General features: G+C 41.3%; 20 protein-coding genes and 1 tRNA gene. 9 read left to right on the top strand and 12 right to left on the bottom strand.

Annotation, left to right across the window (positions count from 1 at the left end):
- Position 1 precedes the first annotated feature (1 nt).
- Positions 2–826 (top strand): TPM domain-containing protein, encoded by an 825-nt coding sequence (locus FN809_RS01300; RefSeq protein ID WP_142531671.1) that lies wholly within the window; start codon positions 2–4, stop codon positions 824–826.
- Between the two features lie 372 nt (positions 827–1,198).
- On the opposite strand, the gene FN809_RS01295 is transcribed toward FN809_RS01300, so the two are convergent.
- The 3 genes from FN809_RS01295 to FN809_RS01280 form a co-directional block, all read right to left on the bottom strand.
- Positions 1,199–2,614: a DNRLRE domain-containing protein gene (locus tag FN809_RS01295; RefSeq protein WP_142531670.1), complete on the bottom strand. Its 1,416-nt coding sequence runs from the start codon at positions 2,612–2,614 to the stop codon at positions 1,199–1,201.
- Between the two features lie 835 nt (positions 2,615–3,449).
- Positions 3,450–4,253, bottom strand: coding sequence for a M48 family metallopeptidase (locus FN809_RS01285; protein WP_142531668.1), 804 nt, complete (start codon positions 4,251–4,253; stop codon positions 3,450–3,452).
- Positions 4,254–4,563: 310 nt separating this feature from the next.
- Entirely contained in the window at positions 4,564–5,241 is a 678-nt protein-coding gene (locus tag FN809_RS01280; RefSeq protein WP_142531667.1) for a rhomboid family intramembrane serine protease, read from the bottom strand.
- A 153-nt stretch (positions 5,242–5,394) separates the two neighbouring features.
- Between FN809_RS01280 and FN809_RS01275 the strand changes: the two genes are divergently transcribed.
- Positions 5,395–6,678, top strand: coding sequence for an MFS transporter (locus FN809_RS01275; protein ID WP_142531666.1), 1,284 nt, complete (start codon positions 5,395–5,397; stop codon positions 6,676–6,678).
- 102 nt (positions 6,679–6,780) lie between these two features.
- On the opposite strand, the gene FN809_RS01270 is transcribed toward FN809_RS01275, so the two are convergent.
- Positions 6,781–6,990: a hypothetical protein gene (locus tag FN809_RS01270; RefSeq protein ID WP_142531665.1), complete on the bottom strand. Its 210-nt coding sequence runs from the start codon at positions 6,988–6,990 to the stop codon at positions 6,781–6,783.
- Between the two features lie 117 nt (positions 6,991–7,107).
- Between FN809_RS01270 and FN809_RS01265 the strand changes: the two genes are divergently transcribed.
- The 3 genes from FN809_RS01265 (at position 7,108) to tpx (ending at position 11,579) form a co-directional block, all read left to right on the top strand.
- A complete protein-coding gene (locus tag FN809_RS01265) occupies positions 7,108–9,240 on the top strand; it encodes an FUSC family membrane protein (protein WP_142531664.1) in 2,133 nt (710 codons plus the stop codon).
- A gap of 303 nt (positions 9,241–9,543) precedes the next feature.
- A complete protein-coding gene (locus FN809_RS01260; protein ID WP_185957393.1) occupies positions 9,544–10,947 on the top strand; it encodes a sensor histidine kinase in 1,404 nt (467 codons plus the stop codon).
- A 119-nt stretch (positions 10,948–11,066) separates the two neighbouring features.
- Complete coding sequence (tpx, locus tag FN809_RS01255) at positions 11,067–11,579, top strand: thiol peroxidase (protein WP_142531662.1); 513 nt, start codon at positions 11,067–11,069, stop codon at positions 11,577–11,579.
- A 115-nt stretch (positions 11,580–11,694) separates the two neighbouring features.
- Here the strand turns inward: tpx and FN809_RS01250 are convergent, their stop codons facing one another.
- Positions 11,695–13,107 (bottom strand): dicarboxylate/amino acid:cation symporter, encoded by a 1,413-nt coding sequence (locus FN809_RS01250; RefSeq protein WP_142531661.1) that lies wholly within the window; start codon positions 13,105–13,107, stop codon positions 11,695–11,697.
- Between the two features lie 177 nt (positions 13,108–13,284).
- Between FN809_RS01250 and FN809_RS01245 the strand changes: the two genes are divergently transcribed.
- Positions 13,285–14,289, top strand: coding sequence for an aldo/keto reductase (locus FN809_RS01245; protein WP_142531660.1), 1,005 nt, complete (start codon positions 13,285–13,287; stop codon positions 14,287–14,289).
- 174 nt (positions 14,290–14,463) lie between these two features.
- Positions 14,464–15,903 (top strand): pyruvate kinase, encoded by a 1,440-nt coding sequence (gene pyk, locus FN809_RS01240; protein ID WP_221929328.1) that lies wholly within the window; start codon positions 14,464–14,466, stop codon positions 15,901–15,903.
- A 333-nt stretch (positions 15,904–16,236) separates the two neighbouring features.
- Here pyk and gldG read toward each other — a convergent pair whose 3' ends face one another.
- The 6 genes from gldG to surE form a co-directional block, all read right to left on the bottom strand.
- Positions 16,237–17,934: a gliding motility-associated ABC transporter substrate-binding protein GldG gene (gene gldG / locus FN809_RS01235; protein WP_142531659.1), complete on the bottom strand. Its 1,698-nt coding sequence runs from the start codon at positions 17,932–17,934 to the stop codon at positions 16,237–16,239.
- Positions 17,935–18,099: 165 nt separating this feature from the next.
- Positions 18,100–18,828 carry a gliding motility-associated ABC transporter permease subunit GldF gene (gldF, locus tag FN809_RS01230; RefSeq protein WP_142531658.1) on the bottom strand — a complete coding sequence of 243 codons (729 nt, stop codon included), beginning with the start codon at positions 18,826–18,828 and terminating at the stop codon, positions 18,100–18,102.
- A gap of 27 nt (positions 18,829–18,855) precedes the next feature.
- A complete protein-coding gene (gene lpxB, locus FN809_RS01225; protein WP_142531657.1) occupies positions 18,856–19,995 on the bottom strand; it encodes a lipid-A-disaccharide synthase in 1,140 nt (379 codons plus the stop codon).
- Positions 19,996–20,041: 46 nt separating this feature from the next.
- Complete coding sequence (locus FN809_RS01220) at positions 20,042–20,269, bottom strand: hypothetical protein (RefSeq protein WP_142531656.1); 228 nt, start codon at positions 20,267–20,269, stop codon at positions 20,042–20,044.
- A 267-nt stretch (positions 20,270–20,536) separates the two neighbouring features.
- Positions 20,537–20,833: a hypothetical protein gene (locus FN809_RS01215; protein WP_142531655.1), complete on the bottom strand. Its 297-nt coding sequence runs from the start codon at positions 20,831–20,833 to the stop codon at positions 20,537–20,539.
- On the bottom strand, positions 20,823–21,587 hold the full coding sequence (gene surE, locus FN809_RS01210) for a 5'/3'-nucleotidase SurE (protein WP_142531654.1): 765 nt from the start codon (positions 21,585–21,587) through the stop codon (positions 20,823–20,825). The genes FN809_RS01215 and surE overlap by 11 nt, the downstream gene beginning before the upstream one ends.
- 245 nt (positions 21,588–21,832) lie before the next feature.
- Here surE and pheT point away from each other — a divergent pair, with 245 nt between their 5' ends.
- Positions 21,833–24,286 carry a phenylalanine--tRNA ligase subunit beta gene (pheT, locus tag FN809_RS01205; RefSeq protein ID WP_142531653.1) on the top strand — a complete coding sequence of 818 codons (2,454 nt, stop codon included), beginning with the start codon at positions 21,833–21,835 and terminating at the stop codon, positions 24,284–24,286.
- Between the two features lie 364 nt (positions 24,287–24,650).
- Positions 24,651–25,796 (top strand): hypothetical protein, encoded by a 1,146-nt coding sequence (locus FN809_RS01200; protein WP_142531652.1) that lies wholly within the window; start codon positions 24,651–24,653, stop codon positions 25,794–25,796.
- 278 nt (positions 25,797–26,074) lie between these two features.
- Here the strand turns inward: FN809_RS01200 and FN809_RS01195 are convergent.
- Positions 26,075–26,158 (bottom strand) — tRNA-Leu (locus FN809_RS01195).
- Between the last annotated feature and the right edge of the window lie 134 nt (positions 26,159–26,292).

Here is a 26,292-nt window from a genome sequence, read left to right as displayed (position 1 = left end):
AATGAATTTACGAAAAATAAAATCACATCGCGTTAAGATTGGACTAGCTGTCGCCATATTATTGATCAGCTTTTCATCTAATGCCGATAACATCCTAAATCGCCCCACACCACCGCGCATGGTAAATGATATGGCCGGCGTATTCGGTCCGCGGCAGGCAGAGGTGATGGAGCGTACTTTGGTTCAGTTCAGCAACGAAACCAGTACGCAGGTGGCCGTAGTTACCTTGCCCGACCTGAAAGGTTACGATGCAGGAGATTACAGTTTTCGACTGGCAGAAAAGTGGGGCGTAGGGCAAAAGGGAAAAAACAACGGAATTCTCATCCTGATAAAGCCTAAAACACAAGATTCTCGTGGGCAGGCATTTATTGCTACCGGATACGGTTTAGAAGGAGCAGTACCCGATGCCATAGCACGTCGTATTGTAGAAAATGAGATGATACCACATTTTAAAGCCAATAATTATTACGGTGGAGTGAATGCCGCTGTTCATGTAATCATGGAATTAACGCGTGGAGAATATACGGCCGATGATTATGTGCAAAAAACATCGGGAAATGCACGGCTTTCTTTATTTATTGTAGTTTTTATTTTCATTATTATCCTGTTTACCATCGGGCGAAGCGCAAAAAAAACAAATAACGCATCGATAGGTCGGGATCTTCCCTTTTGGATGCTGTTATCAATGCTCGGTTCCGGTTCTCGACGTCATTCTGGCCAATGGGGTAACTTTAACTCAGGTGGAGGAAGCTTCGGTGGAGGCGGTAGTTTTGGTGGCTTTGGTGGTGGCAGCTTTGGCGGTGGCGGCGCCGGGGGCAGTTGGTAAAACTCGCATTTTTTTTTATAAAATACCCTTATTAATTAAAAAGCCTGGCAATATCAAATTGATGATATAATCCTTAAATATCGCAGAATAGTTGTCAAAACTTTTTATAATGTTCTTTTTCAAGCGCGCTAAACCACCGGGGTCAATTAATTTACGAATACCATGTTTATCGGGTGAATAATATATAAAGTGAATAATTTGCCTACCAATCACCGGGATGGCATACAGCAGGTACTCCGGGTGGCCGCTAATAAATATCACTTTAAAATAAACAGGGCGCATATCACTAACCAACTATAGCATACATCATTACACAGGGCAAATGGCTTAATTCCCATTTGCCCTGGTTTATAAATGATGGTCTGGATTAGCTCAGTGCGGCAGTGTATAGTACACCCTAAACAAAGGCCTCTCGTCTTTCATTTTTGTATCGCTCGATCCAAATTCAACACCGCCAGACATATCTTCAGGATGGTGCATTAACATAAAACCATGGTTAGGCAGGTTGACTTTATCAATGGGCACAAATAAACGGGTTACATCGTAGGTTCTTTTGTTAAAATCGATCCAGGGATTGTAATGGATAAAAACCTGATTGGCTTCGGTGGTCTCGGGTTGCTTGTTCCAGGTCACCCCTTCTTCTTTCCATTCCCCAGTTACCTGCCTCAAAACTCCCATGTACTTTGGCCTGGTGCTATCGCTTACAGAGCTGGCCTGCATCGTGTAAATATTACCGGTTACCGTTAAGGTAAGTTCAACTTTTACAATGGTAGCCGATTTGGGCAGATGACTGTTTATATCCACGTGCATTAAACTGCGGGTTAAGCGCATGACGGTAAGTACCGGTTCTGTTTTAAACGAGGCAGCAAACATGGGATGCTCACCAAAATTTTCATTCGTATCCAAATTCGTGATCAGCACATCGGCTGTTTTGTCAGGCGTAGCCCTTATTTCCATTTCGTAAATGCCGTGATGGTCGCCTAAAGGCAACAACAAGGGGTTTTCTGGAGATGTCATCTTCAAGTCTTCCGGACCAAACATGAATTTCTTTTCGTAAGCATCCGTTTTTACAACAAAAATATATTTACCCCTGAGTGCCCGTACAACCAGCTCATTTACTTTAGCCGCTAACATAAATTCGTAGTCTTTTCCTGCGGGATCATATATCTTCAATTTAGCTTTTACAAACCTGCTCGGAGCCATTATGCGCGGATTGTTGATATAGGCGGCAGTGTAAAATGTTAAGGGCTTAACGATACTGATACCAAAACTTACATACCCGAAATCTTCGGGCGGATGTTCGCCCACCGGTATTACTTGGATCCGAAGTCCTGTTACGGCATTGGCCGATATATTAAATTGAACCGGCAAGGGCTTTTCCACCAGATAGGCCAAGGGGGAGCCTTCCATCGGGGTAGCATATGATACTTCGCCCTTCCTATTAACCACTAATAATTCAGTCAAAGAATAAGTACCCTTCCTTAATTCAACTTTGTTACTGATAAAGCCGTTCGAAAACTTGTAAATCGGAACAGGTTCCTTGTCCAAAACCAGTGTACCATCTTTGTCTTCCACCGAAATAAGCAGTTGGTATGGCATGGAGACAATACTGTCATCATCATTGAACGTCGATTTAAGATTATCCTGAAGGTCGTCGGCCGTAAAATTAAATTCCAGTTGTCCCAGATCATTTCCGGGTTCCTCCTGCTTTTCGCAAGATGAGAACGCACACATTATTATGGCAATCATTAATAATGTTCCAGCCGTAAATCTTATCTTTTTTTTCATAGCAATTAAATGTTAATGACTATTAAAGCATACCTTAAAGTTATGGAGATGTGTATGAAATGTCAAGTGAGTGTATTCCCAAATAAAATCATGATTGATGAGTCCGAAAATACCGTACCGGTGGCAATTCTCGCGCATTCCCCTACTTCGTTACCTAACTGTGAGCGCTTTGTCTGCTTATCAATCTTCTCTGCATTTAACGAAAAGGTTTTATGTCTGTTTTTCTTTGCAAAAAAAGCAGGAATGGTGCCCCACACACAGCAATATATTTCTAATACATTTATGGGGCGCGAACTATTGGGAAGGGTCTATGGGTGTTTATAAAGAAGGCGATGATGAGCTAAAAATGTTTGTGATGGAGCGGTAAACGCCTGAAACGATCACGAAACTTATTAAAAGCCATCATACATTTGCACAAAATGAAAATAGTGAATTAAGTATTGGGACGTACCGTATCGAAGATCCTTTTAATGGTACTATCTATCATAAGAAGGAGAACAATTAACATAGTGGATTCTCCGGAGCGGAGCAGCCGGCGCTGAAATTGAAGCTTCAGCATGCAATGGAAGCAGCGCTGAATGATATGAGGAAGATACTACAGGAGATCGCTATGCAACTGTACCGTTTTCCATTCCACTATTGGCAAGCTGGCAAACAGAAACACAAATCGCTCGATATAATAACATAGCAATTCCACTATTTTCTACCTATTCAGCCAACTTTGTTTATATAAAAACAGCTCCTAAGGGACTCGATTGCTCACCACCCTATTTATCTGTTAAAAGCCATAATGCTACCTGCCAATTACCATACGTAGCGGGCTGTCCGCCAATTGCTACTTTTTCATATATTTATAAGCTTGCGGTAAATAGGCTTTGATATCTTTTATACGCGTATCGTCGGCCGGGTGGGTGCTCATAAACTCTGGTGGTTTTTGTCCACCGCTCTCGGCCATGCGCGACCAAAAGGATACGGCATGTGCGGGGTCGTAGCCTGCCATAGCCATAAATACCAGACCCATCTTGTCGGCTTCGGTTTCATGTTTTCTGGAATAGGGTAGCGCTACACCAAATTGGGCACCCAAACCAAAGGCCGCCATGTATATTTGTTGCGTTTCTTCCGGCTTTTCCTGTAAGGCTACTTGCAGTCCGGTTGCCACCGCCTGCATACCCATTTGCTGGCTCATTCGCTCATTACCGTGACGTGCTACTGCATGGGCTATTTCGTGTCCCATTACTACTGCCAGGCCGTTTTCGTCTTTGGTAAAGGGTAATATTCCGGTATAAAAAACCACCTTTCCCCCGGGCATGCACCAGGCATTTGGGGTGTCGTCTTCCACCAGGTTAAACTCCCAGTTAAAATTGGCCACATGACTGCTCAGTCCATTGTTGTTCATGTAATCCTCTACCGCAGCGGCTATTTTATGCCCCACTCTTTTAACCATGGCCGATTGTTCCTGACTGGTAGAGAGCTTAGCTTCCTTTAAAAATTGGCTGTAATTGGTCAGTCCCATCTCGGCCATTTGCGATTCGGGGAACAGGTTTAATTGCGAACGCCCGGTAATGGGCACCGTTGAGCATGCTACGGCTACAGCAGCCAATATTACCATCGCGCATAAATGTTTCCAATAATTTTTCATCCTCTTTATTGTTTTTGAGTTATCGTCCAATTATTTTTAAGATGATGGAATGTCACCTTGCTCCATCCGGGAAATTAGATGAACGCCCGACCACTACTCTTCACTTGCATGTCCGACAAGCTTTAACTGAGGAGTGCTTTTGAAATCCCATCTGACAAAAATAAAAAATATAATGATGTTTGAATCCTGTAAGCCACAAATATGAATATTCAATATTGCAAATAGTAGTAATTTATAAAACAAAATTTAATCACACAGCGTGGGTTCATCAGTAATTTGAAGCGTTTGGTAAAATGCTATAAATATAATTTTAAGATTCAACGGTCGTTTTCATCCAATAAGGATCTTCTTCCGTATCCTCATCTTCCTCCTCTTCATCTTCCAATGGTGATTTTGGTCGCTGTGGACCTTCATTTTTAAAGAGTACGGCCAATAATATACCTGACAGTCCTCCCCAAAAGTGACCCTCCCAGGAGTATTCCATATTAATTTTCAAGGGGAAGGCACCCCACACCAGGCTTCCATAAAAAAATATAATCAGAAAGGATATCGCTATCAGCCGAATGTGTCTGCGTATAATACCACTGACGGCCAAAAAGCCGGTGAGGCCATAAATTAGCCCGCTAGCACCTATATGCCACGAATCGCGGGCAGCCAGCCAAAGTCCTATCCCACTTAACAAGTATATTAAAAAAAACACCTTGTAGGCTATTTTGTTATAAAAATAAAATAAGGTAACCCCTAATACAAACATTGATATGGAGTTAGAATATAAGTGCTGCCAGTCGCCATGTATCAATGGCGAAAACAATATTCCCCACAAGCCTTCTTTAGTTAATGGCCTTACACCATACCCGGCAAACGAAACGCCCTCTAATGTTTCAATTAGCTTAACGGTAAAAATAAGCACCAAAAAAAAAGATGGGAAGATAAGACTGTGCAAAAAACGTCTTCTCTCAATGGGGATATGTGAGCCTAAGCCTTTCAAATTTAATAGTTTTGTATTTTAGGTTTAATGTATTTGATTATCGAGATTTCATTTCCCCAAAAATAACATTATCCTCTAAAATAAATATAAAATAAAGCGGGCACTTCATGTAGTGTTCATTTTATCTTTACTTTTGCCTTCCACTTCATATTTATGCTAATACTAAAACAACTAAACAGTACCGAAAAAAGAGCTTTTAAACTGCACCTTTTTTACAGTAGTATCGATGGCATAGCCCGGGGTGCACTCATTTTAAACCAATTTATCTTTATCAAATCGCTCAAAGGTTCCAATGTACAATTGGCATTTTTATTTCAGTTTAGCATGGTGGTCTTTTTGTTTGCTATGCTCACCAACGAAATAATGCGCCGCTATCCCAACCGAAAAGTTTTACTACGTACGGTTGGCATTATTACCCAGCTCCCATTGGTTGCGTTCGCCGCATTTCCGGTTGTAACGTATTCGGGCTTGCCGCCCCGTTTTCATTATATGTTTTTAGGGGTGTTCCTACTGTTTTACACTTCACGTATTGCGGTAATTCCCTCCATAAACCAGTATTTGAAAGGCAATTACCGCCATAAAAATTTTGGAACCTTATTCAGTTACGCAACCACCATTAATAAAGTGCTTATTATGGTTTCGACTTTGGTAGTTGGGCTGCTGCTGGATTACGATCCAAACTCGTATCGTATATTCTATCCCATGGTGGGAATATTAGGCATAATATCTATATTTCAGCTTACCAAAATAGATTTTAAGCAGGACATGGATCCAGGTAATCAACCCCTAAGCCAGGCATTGGGACATTCGTTCAAACGTGTTTTCCTTATCTTAAGAAACAACACACCCTTTCGTCATTTGGAACTGGGTTTTATGCTGTATGGTTTTGCCTGGATGAGCACTTATGCCGTTATTACCATTTTTTACAAAGAGGTATTAGACCTCAACTACTCATCGGTATCGCTTTACAACAATGCCTACAATTTGGTGGCTATTGCTCTGCTGCCGTTGTTTGGTAAGTTAATAAGCAACAACGACCCGCGCCGGTTTGGTATCATCACTTTTGGTGCCCTAATGCTGTTTATAGCATTTACCGGATTAAGCGAACACTACGGTAATTATCATGAAGTTTGGGGGCTAAAGCTGTATTACATGCTGATGATAGGCGTACTGTTTAATGGTATTTTTATGGGCAGCATGCCTATTTTGTGGGGCATTGGCAGTAGCTATTTCTGCGAACCGAACGAGGCGGCCGACTACCAGTCTGTACATTTATTTTTAACGGGTGTCAGGGCTTTGTTTGCTCCCATAATAGGTATAAAGCTGTACGAGATGTTTGGCTTTGGCATCACCTACGGAGTTAGTATGGGGCTGTTGGCACTTGCTATAGCACTGATGATATACTCGGAAAGGAGATATCCAATAAAAACGGATTGATGCAAAGAGCTTTCATTTTTTAGTTACGATGGAATACAACAGGAGTAACTTATCTTCTACTCCTCTGATCTGAAATTTCCCGTACTCCACCTCAACCACGTTTTAAAAATAATTGCAGGGAGAATAATCGTATTCCTGCACGTCGGTTAGCGTTAAACCACTCTTTATCAAAGCATGCAGAACTTCCCAAAGTCCATAATTCCAGGATATGGAATTTTCTTTTATAAACATCACTACATCATAAAACACAGATTTATAACGATTAGCTGTTTTTTTATCCCATTGGCTTTGGTTAATTTTAATATAGCCCATTTAATAACAAAAATTAGTGAGCGGCAAGCTCTATCCTTCCAAAGTTGTTTTATTTTAATATAAAACGCAAGGCGATGATGATAATAAACAATTACTTTGCACAAACGTTATAACGCAATGTCAAAAAGCATCATAAACATAAAACACAAAGCTTGGTACCGCTATTTAATTAGTAAGTTCTGGCAAAACCCCAACAGACTAACAGCCACCAAAGTAGCTATTGCCATGGCTCTGCAGGCTTTGCCTTTTATCATTTTAGGTAACCCTTATTTGGTTGTTACCTTATCATTAGGAACCGTAGCTGCTGCCCTGGCAGAAACAGATGACCACCCTCGTGGACGAATGAAGTCTTTAATTATTACCATAATCAGCTTTTCTATTACCACAGCTTCGGTTTTTGTACTAAAGCCCTACCCCCTTATTTTCGGTATTGGCTTTATCGCTTCCACTATAGTTTTTGTTCTGCTGGGTGGAATCAGCGAACGCTATCGGGGTATCACTTTTGGTGCCATATTGATTGGTATTTATGCTATGTTAACCTATCGCGTAGATTACGCCTGGTATAACCAGGTTCTTTTTTTATGCTCCGGCGCACTCTTTTATGGCCTTCTATCCCTGTTTTTATTGTATCGAAAACCCTGGCGTTTGTTAGAAGAGCAGTTGGCATCGGGTTTTATGGCCTTGTCGGAATACCTGGAAGAAAAAGGCAAGGACTTTTCGCAATGCAGTCCAAAGCAATCCAATAAGCAAAGCATATTAAATATACAAGTGGTAACGGCATTAGAAAAATGTAAGGAGGTGATTAATGTTTATGGCCAGGAAGTAAAAGCCCAGGAAGAACTTATCCCCTATCTTCAACGTTTTATGTTGTTGCAGAGTTTACACGAAAGGGCAGCCTCCGGGCACGAACAGTACGATACTCTGGGAGAAAAAAAGGAATACGAGGCACTTTTAAACGGTTTTGCTGAGTTATTTCATCAATTGTCGCACGCCACTAAATTACTGGCCGATAACATGCTCAGCGGCGAACCTTATCAACATCCGGTTGCCATAGGTTGGATAATAAATGCCTTGGAGTTTGAATTAGAAAAAATACCGGATCACGATCGTCAATTAATAGAACTGTTATTGCACAACCTTACACGTTCGCACCAGTCACTTAACCATCTTAATGCGCCCGAAAACAGCACTTCGATACCACGGCTGCAGCAGGACGAACGCAGTACCTGGCAACGCCTTAAGGATCAATTAAACTGGAGTCATCCCAGGTTAAGATATGCCATACGGCTGAGTGCTTGTTTTTTGGTGGGCTACCTCCTGATACAATATTTTAACTTAGAAAATGGCGAATGGATACTCCTCACCTCCTTATTTGTGAGTCAGCCCACTTACAGGGAAACCAGAGTGAAATTGCTGCAGCGTATCGCAGGAACCCTTGCCGGAGTTAGCCTGGGTATTTTAGCGCTACATCTTCTTCCCACGCAAGCCGGACAATTGGCGCTGCTGCTGATAAGTGGCTACAGTTTCTTTTATTGGCGTGTTTCCAACTATTCCTATGCCGTTGTTTTTATCAGTATATTCGTACTGGCCGGAAACCAGCTGATATCCATACCCTATGGTAATGTTTTTTTACCACGCATCCTGGACACCCTTGTGGGAGCTCTGCTTTCCTTTTTGGCCATCCGTTTTTTATGGCCCAACTGGCAACATAAACGGATACCACAACTGCTTGCCGCTGCTTTGCAAAGCAATGCCGCTTATTTTAGTCAGATAGTGCGTGGCGCCAATAGCGATACGGACGATGATTACGAATACCGTTTGGCTCGCCGGATGGCCCACAAATCGGACAATGCCCTTACGCTGGCCTGGCAAAGCATGCAGGTAGAACCTAAAAAAAATAAACCGCAGATGCAGCAGGCCTTTACGGTCACCTATCTTAACCATGCCCTTTTATCGCACCTCTCCGCCCTTGGTGCCCTCCACCGCGACCAGAGCTACTTTAAGCTTACCCACACCATCAACAATAATATTGAAAACACTTTGAACGAAACTGCCCTAAACCTGCGTGAAAACCCCAACGCACTTTCTAAAAATACTTTGAAACCTGTTTTAATAGAACTTAAAAACAGGATCGACCGAAGCCCCCCGAACCAAAAAAGGCAGCATATGCGCTTGATTTACAATATTGCAGCTGTGAGTAACAAGCTGTTACGGGAATCGAAAGGAATAAGAACCCCACAGCCGGGTTAACCTTACCCGAATAAGTTTGCATTGCATCTCTTATAAAACAAAAGTACAGCAGTTATTTCCTATTGAAAAAACTGATGCCTCTTTTTTGATCTGGACTTGTATTTCAGGAGTAAAATATGGGTAGCATGCGCACGGGTCTCAAGCATATGCCTGGCGCAGAAAAAAAAGGTGCCACATAAATCATACGTAATTTCAATCCGTACATCGGGCTTATTGTGTTTAAGGAGCATTTGTTATTTTGATTTATGCAAAATGTTAATTAAAAATTTTACTTTAGTACTGCAAATACTCAATATATTAGCTATGCAAGGTAAAAAGACCAGGGCCATATTCGGATTTTCTATTGAACGATGGATCGACTCTAAAATTGGCAAACTCAATTCGCAGGAAATATTTGAGCAGATATTAAAACTCTGTATATTTCTGGCAGCGTCAGCAACGGTGGGTAATATTATACTGAATCTGGGAAACGCGTTGATTATGGCTACTTTGTTCATAACTCTTTTTTTCTCCCTCTTATACTTCTTTTCCCATTATAAAGGTTATTATCCCACTTCGGTAAAAATTTTTGTGGCTTCGCAGTTTCTCATTCTGAATGTGCTTTGGTTAACTAACGGCGGCAGCTATGGTCCCACTTTGCTTATTTTTCAGGCATTTATTCCGATGTTTATTTTTTTTACCGAATTAAAAAGAAAGCTGCTGATTGTTTTTTTGCTTTTTGTAAACGTTCATGTCTTATTTGCGCTTGAATATTTTTTTCCTCAGCTAATAAGAGCCTACCCGAATCCGGGCGTACGATTGTTTGATACGCTGGTAATTACATTTTTATTTTTTATTGTAGAAATACCACTGCTCTATTTTATACAAAAACAGTTTATTGCTCAAAGTTTGCAGGCAATCAACTCAGAAAAAGTAAAAAGTGCATTCCTGGCCAATATGAGTCATGAAATTAGAACACCCATGAATGCCATCATAGGTTTTTCGGAACTTTTGGGCGAACCTGAACTGGACGAAGACACCAAAAAACAATACGTTAATATTATCAAAGACAACGGAAATGTACTGTTGCAAATAATAAACAATATAATGGATGCCTCAAAGCTCGAATCAGGACTTATTGAGGTTAATAACAGCAACACCGCTATAAAACCTATGCTCGAAAGGTTGTACAACTCCCACCTCCCACAAATTCCATCTGACAAACAAGTGGAGTTGATCTGTCAGGTACCGAGACAGTTAGAAAATATAACTTTTTTTACCGATGCCTTATTGCTGCATCAAATACTATCCAACCTGATAACGAATGCCATCAAATTTACAGATAAAGGTTACGTAAAATTTGGTATGGAAGCCTCCGCCACCACCCATCCCGAATGGCTTCGGTTTTACGTAATCGACTCGGGAAAAGGGATTTCCCAAAAAAGCCAGGCAGCCATTTTCCAGCGCTTTAATCAAGGCCACTTTAATATTAAAGATAAAGAGGGGGGTGTAGGCCTGGGTTTATCCATCAGTAACGAATTAGCGCAAAAAATAAACGGAACCATTGAATTAGAGTCTGACGGAAAAACAGGGAGTGCTTTTTATGTGATACTATTTTCGCACAAAAGCAACGGTAAAGAGTCCGGCAAAAATATGGGTACAAGTGCCAAGCTACTGCATAAAGGCAACTCATGCGTTCGAAACGCCGTATATGCAGATATTAATTAGAAATTGATAAGCGGTAAGCTTTTTATTAGCGACTCGCCGCAAACAGCAAAATATACCGTTCGCTTTTAAACCTTTTGATGATCGTTTTGTTTTAACCACAACACATAAAACTAAACAAAATGGAAAAGACAGATTTAAAAGTAACATTTGCGGGTGGCCCGGTTACCATAGTAGGCAACAAAATAAAAGAGGGTGATAAAGCTCCTGAATTCACGGCATTAAACAGCGATTTAAAGCCCGTAAAGCTCTCCGAATTTGAGGGCAAAGTGAAGATAATAGTGGTTTATCCATCTATTGACACCGGGGTGTGTGCAAAGCAAAACCGCCTCTTTAACCAGGAAGCCAGCAATCTAAAAGATACCGTTGTACTCTCCATCTCCTGCGACCTGCCCTTTGCCCAAAAACGCTTTTGTGGAGCGGAGGGACTGGATAATATCCTTACCCTTTCCGATCACAAAGACCTTGACTTTGGTGCCAAATACGGCTTTGTGATTGAAGAGTTAAGACTACTAACGCGAGGCACCGTTATTATTGACAAAAAGGGAACAGTAAAGTACGTAGAGTACGTACCTGAAATTACGGATGAACCCAATTACGACAAGGCACTAGAGGTGGCCAAAGGGTTGGCATAGACCGGCCAGTAATTCAGATATAACTTATAGAATAACAAAAAGCCAGCACGTACAGGATGTACAAGCTGGCTTTTTTTATTAAGAAAGTAAGTGCATTAAACATTAAAATTGAAGCTTAATTATCTAATTCTTTCTCTATATCTTCTCCTCCTTCCACATATCTATCCATAACCAGACATACTGCCGCATCGCCGGTAACATTTACAGTAGTTCTCACCATGTCCAATACTCGATCCACCGGCAAAATGATGGCTATCCAGGCGGGGTTCAGACCCACGGAGTTCAGCACTACCATCAGCATTACAATACCTGCACTGGGTATAGCAGCGGATCCTATGCTGGCTAAAGTGGCGGTGAGCACCACGGTAAGCTGTTGCCATAAGCTTAGCTCTATCATGTGCATTTGCGCCAGGAACAATACGGCCACAGCCTGGTATAAGCTGGTGCCGTCCATATTGATGGTGGCGCCAATAGGCAACACAAAACCGGCTGTTTTTTTATCTACACCCAGGTTTTCCTCAACACATTCAAAAGTAACAGGTAAGGTGGCTGCGCTGCTGCTGGTAGAAAAAGCCAAAGCCTGTGCCGGACTAATCCCTCTTAAAAAACCGAGTACCTTTTGTGCAGGCACCAGTAATTTGAGCAGACCGGGATAAAATGCAAAGGCCATAAGCACAAGCCCTGCCAGCACCGTGACCGAGTACCAGGTAAGACCTTTAAATATCTCGATTATTTTGCCCGGGTCGTTACCGGCGATATCATTCACCACGCCGGCCATTAGTGCAAATACAAAAAATGGAGCTGCCCGCATAATAATGTCTACCATCTTAATAAAAATATCAGAGCTACCCTGCATAAACAGAACAATTACCTTAGTTTTTTCGCCGGGCACATACAAGAGAGCAATTCCAAAAAAGATGGCGAAAAAAATTATTTGCAGCATGGAGCCATTGCCTGCCAGGGCATGAAATATATTGGCCGGTACCATATCTACCAAAGCCTGCAATGGGCCTTGTTTAACCTTGGGTTTCAGTGATTGTATAATTTCTGCTTCGTCCGTCAGCATTTTTTGGGCGCGCTTTTCCCTGACAATATGCTGATTCTCGGGTTTTTGAGCGTAGCGCAAGCCGTCTTTTATTTCTATCTGCTCCTGTATGGCCCATAACTCGTAAGAAATACGGTTAACGAGCCTTATCTCGTCAGAAAGTTTTTTCCCGGGTTCGATGGTGTTAACTAAAATCAGCCCCACCGAAACAGACAACACCGTAGTCACCAGATACATCAACAACGTTCGGGCCCCCATCTTGCCTAAATCCTTGGGACTCCCCAAGCTCACAATCCCACTTATAACGGAAAAAATAATTAGCGGAATAGCAATAAGTTTTAGCAAGTTGATAAATATCTTGCCAAAAGGGTCAATCCAGTCTCGGGTAAACTCTTGCCAGCCCAACCAACCCGACACTACAGCCCACGCCGCACCCAATAATATTCCTATGATTATTTTTATGTATAGGGGAATGTTTTTCATAAACAGGATTTTTGAATTTGGCCAAAGTTAATAAAAATCCGAGCTACAGCCTTGTATGCTTTGCCATTCCAGTAGCTTGTTTATAAAATATTTCTCACCCTAAATAGCAAACCAGCTTATTGGGGTTGCTGGCAAAAGTATTAACTTTAAGGTATTCATTACTAAAACAAAAGCATCATGGGTAATTCGCGACGTACATTTTTAAAACACCTGGCATTGGCAACAGGGGCAATTATGGTACCTGCACCAGGCATTGGAGCAACTAGAACCGATAAGTGGGGAGAGATACTTCCATTACGAAAGTTAGGCAAAACAGATCAGAAGGTGACCATGCTTGGTTTGGGTGGGTATCACATTGGATGGACAAGCGAGAAAGATGCCCGGGAGGTGATAGAAACCGCTATGGCCGGAGGAATACGTTTTTTTGACACCGCAGAATCGTACGACAAAGGAGGAAGTGAAAGGCGCTATGGAAAATACCTGGTACCTAAGTATCGGGATGAGGTGTTTATCATGAGCAAGTCAACCGCTAAAAACGGCCAACTGGCTCTGGAACATCTTGAAGGTTCCCTACAACGAATGGGCTGCGACTATGTTGATTTATGGCAAGTGCATTCTTTATCAACGCCGGAGGATGTGGATGAACGAGTTAACAACGAAATACTAGAGGTGTTTGAAAAGGCCAAATCACAGGGTAAAGCAAAACACATAGGGTTTACCGGTCACCAAAATCCATTTGCGCACCAACGAATGTTGGAAAAAACGGCAAGCAAAGATATTTTTGAAACAGTGCAAATGCCCATCAATGTACTCGATGCTTATTTTCATAGTTTTATCGAACATGTGCTACCCCTGTCCCTGGAACGTAATTTAGGCGTATTGGCTATGAAGACACTTGCCGACGGGCGATTTTTTGCCGAGAAAAAAATAAACGAAAAATTAATATGGTCATCCGACGATCCGTTGATACCTAATCACATTTCGGTGGAAGAAGCATTGTTTTTTGTATGGTCCTTGCCCGTAAGCGTTCTTATTACAGGTGCCGAAAATAAGTTGATGCTGCAGGAGAAAATTGAGCTGGCCAATCGATTCGTGAAGTTTACGCAGTCGGACAGGATGAATTTAATGACCCGTGTGCATGAAAAAGCAGGCGGGAAAATAGAATACTATAAAAAAGTTTAACCTAAGCTTTTCATGAATTTGGTGAAAAGGGCACCAAAGGCTTATTTTGCATTGGCAAAATAGTGGACTGACCCTCAATAAAATTTACTTCAACTTAAGCGGCTTTCCGGCTATGATAGCGGAAAGTGAAAAAGGCTTGCATTTTTCAAGTAAGTACCTTCGCGCTAAAAAAATATGATGATAACTATGATACCCATTAATTCACAAACCAAAATAATTGCAACATTAGGTCCGGTATCTTCCTCTAAAAATATCATTGCACAACTAATCAGGTCAGGCGTTAATGTATTCCGGCTCAACTTTTCACACTCCTCAAAAGAAGATTATTTAAGTGCAATCACTTTGATTAAAGAATTGAATAAGGAGTTCGGAACGCATGCAGCTATTTTAGCTGATTTGCAAGGGCCTAAGCTTAGAGTAGGCGAAATTGAAAACAATCGGATGGATCTGATTGAAGGCGAAATAGTAACCTTTGTTACAAAAAAATGTATTGGGCAAAAAGACCATATTTACATGAGCTATCAGGAATTTCCGATGGATGTTAATGTGGGAGAAGCGATTTTAATTGACGATGGTACAATAAAGCTGAAAGTAACTGAAACCAATAATAAAGATACCGTTAGGGCAAGAGTTATTTATGGAGGTGTACTTTCCTCAAACAAAGGAGTAAACCTGCCCAACACCAATGTTTCCTTACCCTGTATGACCGCCGAAGATATTTCGAACGCCGTTTTTGCGTTGCAACATGGTGTTGATTGGATTGCGCTGTCGTTTGTCCGCAAGGCTGCGGACCTTATCGAATTAAAAGAGTTAATCAGCAGTTGTAAAGGCTATGCCGGAGTTATAGCCAAAATTGAAAAGCCGGAAGCCCTGCTCGAAATTAATCAAATTATTGATGTAAGTGATGGTATTATGGTTGCTCGTGGCGATCTGGGGGTAGAAGTTCCCTTTGACCAGGTTCCTTTGTTTCAAAAGCGTATTGTTGAAGAATGTATACTACAGTCGAAACCTGTAATTATTGCCACCCAGATGATGGAAAGCATGATTACCAACTTCAGACCTACCCGCGCCGAAGCAAACGATGTGGCCAACGCAGTCTTGGATGGCGCGGACACCTTAATGTTAAGCGGCGAAACCTCCATAGGCCAATATCCGGTTGAAACCATCCAAAACATGCAGCAGATTATTACTTATACCGAAGCACACGGAAACCCGTTTGACAAACTTCACGAGCCATCAAAAGAAAATGCTACTTTTTTGGCCGATGCCATCTGTTTTAATGCAACTAAACTGGCTAAGCAGGTGGATGCCAAGGCAATAGTAGTCTTTACCCATTCAGGATATACCGCCATCCGAATATCCAGCCACCGACCCAAGTCACAAATTTTTGCTTTCACCAACAATAAAAATATTTTGTGTAAAATTTCACTGGCCTGGGGCATAAAACCATTTTTTTCAGATACCTACATTGATATTGATCGGGCAATTTTTGAATCGGTGCATATTTTGAAGGATAAAAAACTACTCTCCAAAGGGGATTGTGTGGTTTATGTTGGTACCACTCCGCTGATACAACATGGCAGTACAAATATGCTGAAGGTAGGCTATGTGTAAGAAGCGATGCAGATTTGTTTAATACAACAATAATCATCCACTTCCGGATAATCTCTGGCTAATTCCTTTTTAGCCGTTACTTCGCTGTTATAGGATAGCTAACGCAGAAAAAGGAACAAAAGCCTGCCATCCCAAAAATCGTCGGTAATCATTACACCATGCAGGTTGCAAGCTATATACCGTTGGGTTTTACCCCGCTATTGGATTTCTTTTTATAGCACGCTGATGATAGATATTTTTAATAATCCGCGTTCCATCCCCCTACACTTGGCAAAGCGCATCAGGCCCACTTCGTCATCCATCAATGCCAGTTCATTATTTAAGCCGCAGGGACTACCTTCTGTACCTATACCTCCTGTAAAAGGTAAACACAAGCGCCAGTATCAGAATGGACAAAAGAGGCAGTACCATATTAACTACCTTCCAATAAAGAGATTCGTTGGCTACTTTATTTTTATCCAAAAGGCGCAAGGTGTAACTCCGGGCTCTTAAATCCATCCATCCGGAGTCGTCGCACAAGTAATTTACAGCATTTAAAATAAAATCTTTGTTGCCAAAGGTTTGTCCACTGAGCTGGTCGAAACCCAAAGGCATAATTTTAGGATTTGAATTTTTAAAGCGCACTTCATTTTTAATCAGGTCGCCATCTGCTACCACCATCATTTTTGTGGGCACACTCCTATTTTTAACCGGCCCGGCATTGGCCGACATATTTTGAGGCACCATCCTGTTTTCGAACACCGATGGAAAAATACCCTCCTGAATAATAGAAACGGGCATAAAAGATTGGGTGAAAGCCCTGCGGTCGGGTTTTTCATTCACAAAGCCCAGACTTACAAAAACAGGAACCTGATCAACTTTAGTATAGCGCGAGGTACGCAGTAATACAGTACGCGTAATATCCAATTGACTATTTACTGTATCGATGGAACTCACAAACTCGCCCCGCACCACATTCATATTACGCGAAATAGGATGATCGGGCTGAGGAATTAGCAGAGGACTGTAAAGCCAGGGAGCGGGTACAATTTTGGGTTCGCCGCCCGCACCACTAACCGTTATGGGTATCATGGCGGCCTGGATATCCTGAATAAGTACAGGGTTGATACGTACACCATATTTAAACAGTTGATCCTCTATATTCAAATCGGCCATCATGCCAATTGTTTCAGAGGCGCTACGCAGACTATCCAGGGTGATGTTAACGGCATCTACCAACCACAGCACGCGGCCTCCATTCATCATATATTGATCGATGGCAAACTTATCGCTTTCAGAAAATTGGCTTTGGGGTTTGGCAATGATAATGGCTTTGTACGGATCCAGGATAGTGGGATCGTTGGCAATAGCTCCTCTTTCCACCTGATAATACTGCGACAGGTGATCCGTAATGTCCATTACGTCCAGCTCGTCCAATTCGCCGTGGCCCTCCAAAAAGGCAATCCTGGGCTTATCATCGAGTGTTATCCTGCGTATGGCATCAGTAAACTTAAACTCCAGTCCTTCTATCGACTTGTTTAGGTTTTCGGCACCCGAAAAGCCTTTTATATTATCCAACAAATTAATGGGTAAGCGTATATCATCGAGCGTTAACACGGCAAAAGGATATACATGGGTAGTGGTATTGCGTCCATCTTCCGACTGCTCAAATACGGGTTGCGGGCTTAAGCCCATCTCCGACAGCTCTTCGCGCATTTTTTTCTTTTCTTTTTGGGTACCGTCGTTAGGGTTTATAAATTGGTATTGGATATTTCGTCCGCCATAAATGCTAAATTCGTTCATCAATTCGCCAATCGATCGGGCAAACTTCGAAAAATCAACATTTAAATCACCTTTTAAATAAACCTTTATATCAATAGGATTATCTAAACCCGCCAACAGCTCCTTTGTATTGTCCGACAGCGAATAGCGCTTCTCAGTGGTTAAGTCCAAACGGAAGAACCACGCGCCCCCCAATAGGTTAAGGAGCACCATGGCAAGAACCAAAACAACCAGGTTTCGTATATCTTTTATTTTATTGACTTTTTTCATACGATTATATTTTCTTTCATCGGTCATATGTTACACCCACGAAAAATCACATCATTCCCCTATATGTAAATTAAATGATTGAACTGTAATGCACGTTTCATACGTTAAAATAAGTATTAAGATACCACCTGTATTGCCTTAACAGGATATCAAAACTTATAATCATCACCATTTTTTACTTCTTAAAACTGTGCGCGTAAGGTACATAAACAGCCATATCATACTTAAAAAATAAAGCACATCTCTTGAATCCAATACGCCCCGGCTCATCGACTGATAATGCTCATCGATTCCCATAAAAACAATGAAGGATTGGCTGCTGCCCGATACCATTTGCGAGAGGGCTTCAAAGCCATAATAAAACACAAAACTGAGCAATACCGCCATGATAAAAGATACAATTTGGTTATCGGTGAGCGAGGAACAAAAAACCCCGATAGCAACATAAATCCCCGACAAAAAAAGCAATCCGATAAAAGAACCCCAGGTTCCGCCAAAGTCGATATTACCCACAGGGTTACCCAGCTGAACAACAGTGTAAAAATAGATTAAAGTGGGCAACAAGCTGATAACAACCAAAGTTACGCCTGCCACATACTTGGCCACTACGATATGCCACTCGCTCAAGGGACGGGTGTATAACAATTCCATGGTGCCGGTACGTTTTTCATCGGCAAACAAACGCATGGTAACAGCCGGCACCAAAAAAAGGTAAAGCCAGGGTGCCAGATAAAATAAGGAATCCAAACTGGCATAACCGCCAAACAAGATATTCATTTGACCCGGTATTACCCATAAAAATAAACCTGTAAGCACCAAAAATACACCTGCCACCAGGTAACCGGTAACCGAACTAAAAAAGGATGCTATTTCTTTACGATATAAACTCCACATGAATGTATGGTTTAATATTGCCCCATGCTAATGCCTGGGATTAGTTAATGCTTTCACCATTAATTTTGCCGCACGTGAACTGGTACCGGGCTGCCCCATTATTTTGTGCAGCTTGTTGTAATTGTTAAACACGTTTATCCTATAATCCTGATTCTTGAGCAACTTATTCAGCTCCAGCTTTAAGTTGGTAAAATTAAACTCGTCCTGAATCAACTCTTTAACACCGGCCTTATTTAATATTAAATTTACAAGTGATATATGCTCCACCTTAAGCACAAATTTTTTTATAATCTTATAAAAATATTTCCCCCCTCCCATTTTATAACAAACAATCTGTGGGCAATCTAACAGCGCAGCTTCCAGCGTGGCTGTTCCGGAGGTGACCAGTGCCCCTTGTGCATGTTCCAATAGCGCATAGGTATGCTTAAAAACTACCTTAACATCTTTTCCTTGCACAAAAGGCGCATAATCGGCAGGCGTAAACGAAGGAGCACCTGCCAAAACAAACTGGAAAGCGGGAAACTGATCAGTCATCTTCAGCATATCGGGCAGCACATAATTTAACTCTTGTCTTCTGGAACCCGCCAAAAGTGCCACAATAGGACGGGTATCCAATCCGTTTTCGGCCTTAAAGGTATTTACGTCTTTATTTTTATTGTTTCTATCTGCTATGGCATCCAGTACCGGATTGCCCACATAATCAACCGGAATTCCATATTGCTCATAAAATTTTGTTTCGAAGGGAAGTATGGTAAACATCTTATCCACGTAGGCTTTAATTTTCTTTACCCTTCCGGTATTCCATGCCCATATTTTTGGCGAGATATAATAAAATACCTTGATTCCTTTTTTTTTGGCAAATTGGGCCATTCGCAAATTAAAACCCGGATAATCCACCAATATAAGAACGTCGGGCTTGTAATACAGCAAATCGCTTTTACACAGCTTAAAATTGGCTTTTATCTTACCCAGGTTTAATAAAACTGCTTTGAGCCCCATAAATGCCGTATGGGAGTAGTGGCGTACCAGATGCCCCCCCACCTCTTCCATTAAATCACCTCCCCAAAACCTGAATTCATAGTCAGGATCCTCAACCTTAAGCTGTTTCATTAAATTAGATGCGTGCAAATCGCCCGATGGCTCACCCGCTATGATATAGTATTTCATATGTTTATAATTGATTTCATTTGCCATATGGAACTCACCATTACAATCATTCCCCTTTGTGAGAGAAAACTCTCATGGCTCGTTTCGATCTCATTATAATTATTGATTTATGTGGTCCCGATGCATCGGGAGAACTCGCCGATAATGTTTTCCCTCCGGCTTGTGCGGGACAGGTTTCCGCTACAGCGGAACAAGTAATGTGAGAGGCTACTCTCATAACCTGTCCCAATCTCTCATCGGGAGCCTGCCCCGACCATTCGGGGGCTTGTTTCATTTGATAAAGTTTTCTTCCATCCGCCATATGTAAAGCCCAAAAAAACTAATTATGCGCCTTTGCGTAACCGAAACAAATGGAATTCATATGCACGTTTAATCTGATTAAAACTCAACAAAGCTGTGATAATCACTACTATTAATAATAACTTCCTGCGCAACCTAACTATTTACTCCGGCTCTCGGTCGGAGCAGAGTATGTCGGTTTTATGTTAAAATTAATATTACGTTGCTGATGGCTAAGTAGTGAATACCTTACATTAACTTATTACAAGATAAACTTAAAAACAACCACTACAATGGCATACAATAAAGTAGCAGTAACAATGCCCCTGGCTGCCAGCAACCGTTCGAGCTTAATGGCCATTAAAAAAAACAAAAGATTGGGTATTACACTTAAGCTGAGCAACTTGGTAAAGCCCTGCAGCCGTAACAGTCCGTTTACAAATTCCTTTATCGATAAGGTATCTCCAAACCGAAAGTAAAATATGGTGTACGAGGTAATAATGGGCAATAAAAGCCCTATTAATAAACCAATATACAGCTTATTACATTTACAATTCATAATTTTTATTTTCTTTTAGCGATACGCTATCTGTTGCGTCTATGGAGCATGGTACCACACTTGCATAATCATTATCCAAATAATACTCATCGGTATCCGTGGCCTCCGGTTCCAGATTCTCAAAGTGTCCGGTTAACCAAAAATACTGCCTCCCCCGTGGATCTGTGCGTTCTATAAAGTCTTCCACCCATTTGCCTTTTCCCTGACGACAATATTTAATGCCTTTCACTTTATCGGTATACGGAATATTAACATTTAAATACACATCGGGCGCCAATCCATTTTTTAACACATCTTCAAACACTACCTTAATTATTTTATGGCATTCCGTAAAATCGGCATCTGATTCATAGCTAAGCAAGGAAAAACCAATAGCGGGTATGCCGTTCAAGGCACCTTCGCGGGCCGCTCCCAGGGTGCCCGAATAATGTACGCTGGTGGAACTGTTAGAACCATGATTGATACCTGATACGATATAATCCGGATAACGGTGCAGCACGGTATGTAAAGCCAGTTTAACACAATCTACCGGTGTTCCGTTGGTCATATAATACCGTACGCCATCTTTTTCGCCCATATCTTTCAGGTAAAGCGGTTTTTTTACGGTTATGGCATGCGACATTCCCGAATGTGATTCATCGGCCGACACCACCACCAAGTCGCCATATTCCTTCATGGCCTCTACCAAACAGGCTATCCCCTTAGCATGGATGCCATCATCGTTGGTTATTAATATCAAAGGTTTGTTTATCACGGTGCAAAATTGTTTTACGATAAAAAAATACAGCTGTCAAAGATACAATACATACGCATATATTGAAATATTATTCATTACAATGAAAATTGAAACTTGCAAATTGTACCTAGTTTTAAATGCCAATATTGGCAAGTTGAGCACAAAATAATTACTTTTGTTGCCTTAAAAAATATTTTAGACCGAGTTGTACCTAAAAGCCACAACGTACGTCGTTCCTAAACATTTTATAAAAACCTTTTCAAATGCAAATTTCATATAACTGGCTAAAAAAATATTTAAATCTACATATCGAAACCCAAAAAGTTTCGGAGATACTCACCGCCATTGGACTCGAAGTAGGTGGAATAGAAGAGGTTGAATCCGTAAAGGGAGGCTTAAAAGGCCTGGTAATCGGTGAGGTGCTGAGCTGCAAAAAGCATCCCAATGCCGACAAACTGAGCCTTACTACCGTTAATATAGGCGAGCCCAATGCTTTATCTATTGTTTGTGGTGCGCCTAACGTAGCTGCGGGTCAAAAGGTAGTTGTAGCCACCGTTGGTACTGTTTTGTACGATGGCAACGAAAGCTTTACCATTAAAAAAGGAAAGATAAGAGGCGAAGAATCGTGGGGAATGATATGCGCCGAAGATGAAATTGGCCTGGGAAGCAGCCACGAGGGTATAATGGTGTTACCTGCCGAGGCTGAAGTTGGAATGCCTGCCAAAGATTATTTTAAAGTTGAAACAGACATTGTTTTTGAAATAGATTTAACCCCTAACCGTGCCGATGCCGCTTCGCATTATGGCGTAGCACGCGATTTGGCCGCCTACCTTAAAGCAAATGGCGAAGAGGTCAAGTTGACAGCGCCCTCTGTAGATAACTTTGCCGTAGACAACAGGGATTTTGTGGTTGACGTAAAAGTGGAGAATACCGAGGCTTGCCCCAGGTATGCGGGTGTTTGTATTTCTGGTGTAGAAGTGAAGGAATCTCCCGATTGGCTCAGAAATAAACTTAGCGCAATAGGCTTGTCACCCATCAACAATATAGTCGATGCCACCAATTATGTGCTGCACGAATTAGGACAACCACTCCATGCTTTTGACGGTGATGATATTACAGGAAACAGTGTTATTGTAAAAACACTGCCCAACAAAAGTAAGTTCACCACCCTGGATGAAGTGGAAAGAGAACTATCCGACCAGGATTTAATGATTTGCAATGCCGAAGAAGGTATGTGTATTGCCGGTGTTTTTGGCGGAATTAATAGTGGCGTAAAAGCATCTACCAAAAAAATATTTTTGGAGAGTGCTTATTTTAATCCTGTGTTTGTACGCAAAACAGCCAAACGACATACTTTAAGTACCGATGCTTCCTTCCGTTTTGAACGCGGCGTTGATCCCAACATCACTGTATTTGCGCTGAAACGTGCTGCTCTATTAATTCAGGAAGTGGCCGGAGGAAGCATTTCATCCGATGTGGTGGATATCTACCCCTCCCCCATTAAAAACTTTGAGCTTAACGTTACATGGAAAAATATTCATCGCTTAATTGGCAAGCAACTGGAGCAGCAAAGCATCAAAGATATTTTACTTGCCCTGGAAATGAAGATAATAAGAGAGGACGAAAACGGGATGTTACTTTCCGTGCCTCCTTACAGGGTGGATGTACAGCGCGAGGTGGATGTGATAGAAGACATACTGCGGATTTATGGATACAACAATATTGAAATCCCTTCACAGGTGCACTCCACCTTGGTATATTCTGACAAACCGGACAACCACAAGGTGAAAAACATTATTGCCGACATGCTGGTGGCTCAGGGCTTTAACGAAATAATGTGCAACTCACTGACCAAACCATCGTATTACGATAACCTGGAGAAGTTTCCCACAGACAAGGTTGTTAAACTATTCAATCCCCTGAGTACCGATTTGGGTGGTATGCGCCAGTCTTTGGTCATGGGCGGATTGGAATCCATCGTGCATAATATCAATCGCAAAAACAGCGACCTGAAAATTTTTGAGTTTGGCAATTGCTATGCACTGAACCCCAACGGCCAAAAAGGAGATTTGAATAAATATACGGAAGAACAACGCTTAGGGATATTCCTGACAGGTCATATGATTGCGGCCAACTGGAACACACCGGAACGTGAGGTTTCCTTTGCCGACCTAAGAGCGGTTGTGGAGCAGGTGCTCACCCGCCTTAACATACCACAGGGCATGCTTGTTGAAAGCCCGGTTGACAACAATATTTTTCTGGAAGGATTGTCCATAGCCTCCCGAAATAAAATCCAACTTGTTGATTTTGGTATTGTCAACCCTTCAATAGGTAAAAACTTCGGTCTTAAAGAAACGGTTTATTTCGCCGAACTAAATTGGGATAAGCTTTTAATACTGGCCGGCAAGCAAAAATTAATTTATAAAGAAATTTCCAAATACCCCGAAGTAAGCCGCGACCTGGCCTTATTGGTAGATAAAAAAATAACCTTTGGCCAGATTAGAGAAATTGCCGAAAAAACAGAAAGGAAACTTTTACGAAAGGTGTCTTTATTCGATATTTACCAGGGCGAAAAATTAGGTGCAGATAAAAAATCATACGCCGTTAACTTTATTTTGCAAGACGAAAACAAAACCCTAACGGATAAACAAATCGACAAAATAATGAACAACCTCATCCGTAATTTCCAAAAACAATTGGATGCGCAGTTGAGATAGATTGCTAGGTTTATTGGTCGATAGGCTATCAATACCTTTTTAATTAGATTCCCTGTGAAAAAACGTCTGCTCTTTAGTAAGGGCACGGGCATAGATACTTATACTTTGCTATCCTGCAAAGGTGTAGCAGACGTGGATACTTTTAGGATAGGTTGGCTGGTAAATATTGTCTCTGACAAAAGATAACAATGTATTCTAAATTTTGCATAAAATCTGTAACCTTTTGTGCTCTAACAAGTATGAATTGCAAATGACATAGATAAACAATTATCGCTATCCTGCCGTTAATTATCTATTCATTTTACCTTTTCAACTTGTAGCACCAAACAATTCTTTTTTGGTGCAAGGGCTAAAAATCATTACGATGAGTGCACGTATTTTTTACAAGAGTTTAATACTGACTGCATCACTTATGTTTATTTACATAAGTGCTTGGGCACAAATCAACGAGTCGTACAAATATGCCTATGCCGATTTTGATACCAATGCTACCGGCAAGCTTTATTTCAGGTTAGAGATTAACAACTTTGTTAAAAACAACGAGTACTTTGGCGAATATACAGAGGGACGTACGCTGCCCGGCTATGCTGTTCAGCCATCTTTAATGTATTATGCCGGTAAAAATGTTCGTATAAAGATTGGCGCTCATTTTTTAAAATACAATGGCAACAAGGATTTTTCTGAACTATTCCCGGTAGTTTCAGCCCACATTAAACTGGCCGATAGTTGGGATATGATACTGGGTAATATACGCGGTAATGTACAACACCGGCTGATTGAGCCCATGTATAATCCGGAATTGCTCTACCTAAAACCAGACGAATCCGGGGTGCAATTTTATCACAGCTCGCCAAAAGTATGGTTGGATGCCTGGGTAGATTGGGAACAATTTATATTTAAAGGCGATAGCATCCCCGAAATGTTTACATCAGGGCTTAGCCTGGATTACAAGCTTACAAATAAAAATGCTGCACTGGATTTGAGTATACCGTTGCAGCTAACGGCGTTTCATCTGGGTGGTCAAATTAGTGATTACAAAACAGAATCCTATTCCTTATTCAATGCTGTTGCAGGTCTTAAAGTTTCGCGAAACCTGGGCAGTGGCTTTTTAAAAAAGATTGCTTTGCAAACCTATTTTTTAAGCTTTAGCGAGCTTACCGAATCCCTGGGACTTCCTTTTACAAAAGGTCGGGCTATATATCCAACGGGTTTGTTAAGCTACAAGCACGGCGAAATAATGTTAGGGTACTGGAGATCGGAAAACTATTTTGCACCCAAGGGAAGCCCTCTCTTTTGGTCCATATCCGATCACAAAAAAGAATTTTACAATAAAAACAGAAGCTTGGTAACCACTAAGTTTACTTTTAATAAAACCATTTTAAAACAGGTAAAGCTTATGGCGCAAGCCGCTACCTATTACGATATGGAACACGAACAACTGGAATACTCCCTTGGCTTGAGTTTAACATTTACACCTAATTTTTTTATTGCAAAATTAGGCTTTGAGTAACAGTACTTTTGCTTAAAGTGAAATATTGCACTTGATATAGTGTATACAGCAACACTTCATTGGGATATCGGTTTTACTTCTTTACACCAGCACAATACGAATATAGCATCAATGTAACAGGTTCCTGCTATTCTTGAATTACCAAAACTCCCGATTCAGAAAAACGATGATTCTTTGATTCCTTTTAATATAGAATGGGCTGGTAAAAGCATTAAAACAATTACAAAGTAGTAAACTAAAAACTCCCGACTGAACTAAATCAATCGGGAGTTTTTTTGTGCCCAGAGCGGGACTTGAACCCGCACGCCCTAACGGACACATGGCCCTCAACCATGCCTGTCTACCAATTTCAGCACCTGGGCATAAAAAAAAGAGCGATATGTTGCACCACCCTTTAAATTTTTTTTTAAAGAACAAAAATAAACTTCTCGCCCCTTTTTACTCTACGAGCGAAAAACGGGACTTACCGTGGATAAATTTATAACTCATCCTTCGT

Origin of the sequence: Saccharicrinis carchari, assembly GCF_900182605.1 — a bacterium.
GTDB classification, from domain to species: domain Bacteria; phylum Bacteroidota; class Bacteroidia; order Bacteroidales; family Marinilabiliaceae; genus Saccharicrinis; species Saccharicrinis carchari.
This window is presented reverse-complemented; position numbering and strand designations above follow the sequence as displayed.

Bases quoted from the DNA above. Each gene is read 5' to 3' on its own strand.
- FN809_RS01220 (WP_142531656.1), bottom strand. From the start codon at position 20,269: ATGAAACAAGCCCCCGAATGGTCGGGGCAGGCTCCCGATGAGAGATTG.
- tpx (WP_142531662.1), top strand. From the start codon at position 11,067: ATGGAAAAGACAGATTTAAAAGTAACATTTGCGGGTGGCCCGGTTACC.
- FN809_RS01300 (WP_142531671.1), top strand. From the start codon at position 2: ATGAATTTACGAAAAATAAAATCACATCGCGTTAAGATTGGACTAGCT.
- FN809_RS01285 (WP_142531668.1), bottom strand. From the start codon at position 4,253: ATGAAAAATTATTGGAAACATTTATGCGCGATGGTAATATTGGCTGCT.
- pheT (WP_142531653.1), top strand. From the start codon at position 21,833: ATGCAAATTTCATATAACTGGCTAAAAAAATATTTAAATCTACATATC.
- FN809_RS01265 (WP_142531664.1), top strand. From the start codon at position 7,108: ATGTCAAAAAGCATCATAAACATAAAACACAAAGCTTGGTACCGCTAT.
- FN809_RS01215 (WP_142531655.1), bottom strand. From the start codon at position 20,833: ATGAATTGTAAATGTAATAAGCTGTATATTGGTTTATTAATAGGGCTT.
- FN809_RS01200 (WP_142531652.1), top strand. From the start codon at position 24,651: ATGAGTGCACGTATTTTTTACAAGAGTTTAATACTGACTGCATCACTT.
- FN809_RS01270 (WP_142531665.1), bottom strand. From the start codon at position 6,990: ATGGGCTATATTAAAATTAACCAAAGCCAATGGGATAAAAAAACAGCT.
- FN809_RS01275 (WP_142531666.1), top strand. From the start codon at position 5,395: ATGCTAATACTAAAACAACTAAACAGTACCGAAAAAAGAGCTTTTAAA.
- pyk (WP_221929328.1), top strand. From the start codon at position 14,464: ATGATGATAACTATGATACCCATTAATTCACAAACCAAAATAATTGCA.
- FN809_RS01260 (WP_185957393.1), top strand. From the start codon at position 9,544: ATGCAAGGTAAAAAGACCAGGGCCATATTCGGATTTTCTATTGAACGA.
- gldF (WP_142531658.1), bottom strand. From the start codon at position 18,828: ATGTGGAGTTTATATCGTAAAGAAATAGCATCCTTTTTTAGTTCGGTT.
- FN809_RS01295 (WP_142531670.1), bottom strand. From the start codon at position 2,614: ATGAAAAAAAAGATAAGATTTACGGCTGGAACATTATTAATGATTGCC.
- lpxB (WP_142531657.1), bottom strand. From the start codon at position 19,995: ATGAAATACTATATCATAGCGGGTGAGCCATCGGGCGATTTGCACGCA.
- gldG (WP_142531659.1), bottom strand. From the start codon at position 17,934: ATGAAAAAAGTCAATAAAATAAAAGATATACGAAACCTGGTTGTTTTG.
- FN809_RS01250 (WP_142531661.1), bottom strand. From the start codon at position 13,107: ATGAAAAACATTCCCCTATACATAAAAATAATCATAGGAATATTATTG.
- FN809_RS01245 (WP_142531660.1), top strand. From the start codon at position 13,285: ATGGGTAATTCGCGACGTACATTTTTAAAACACCTGGCATTGGCAACA.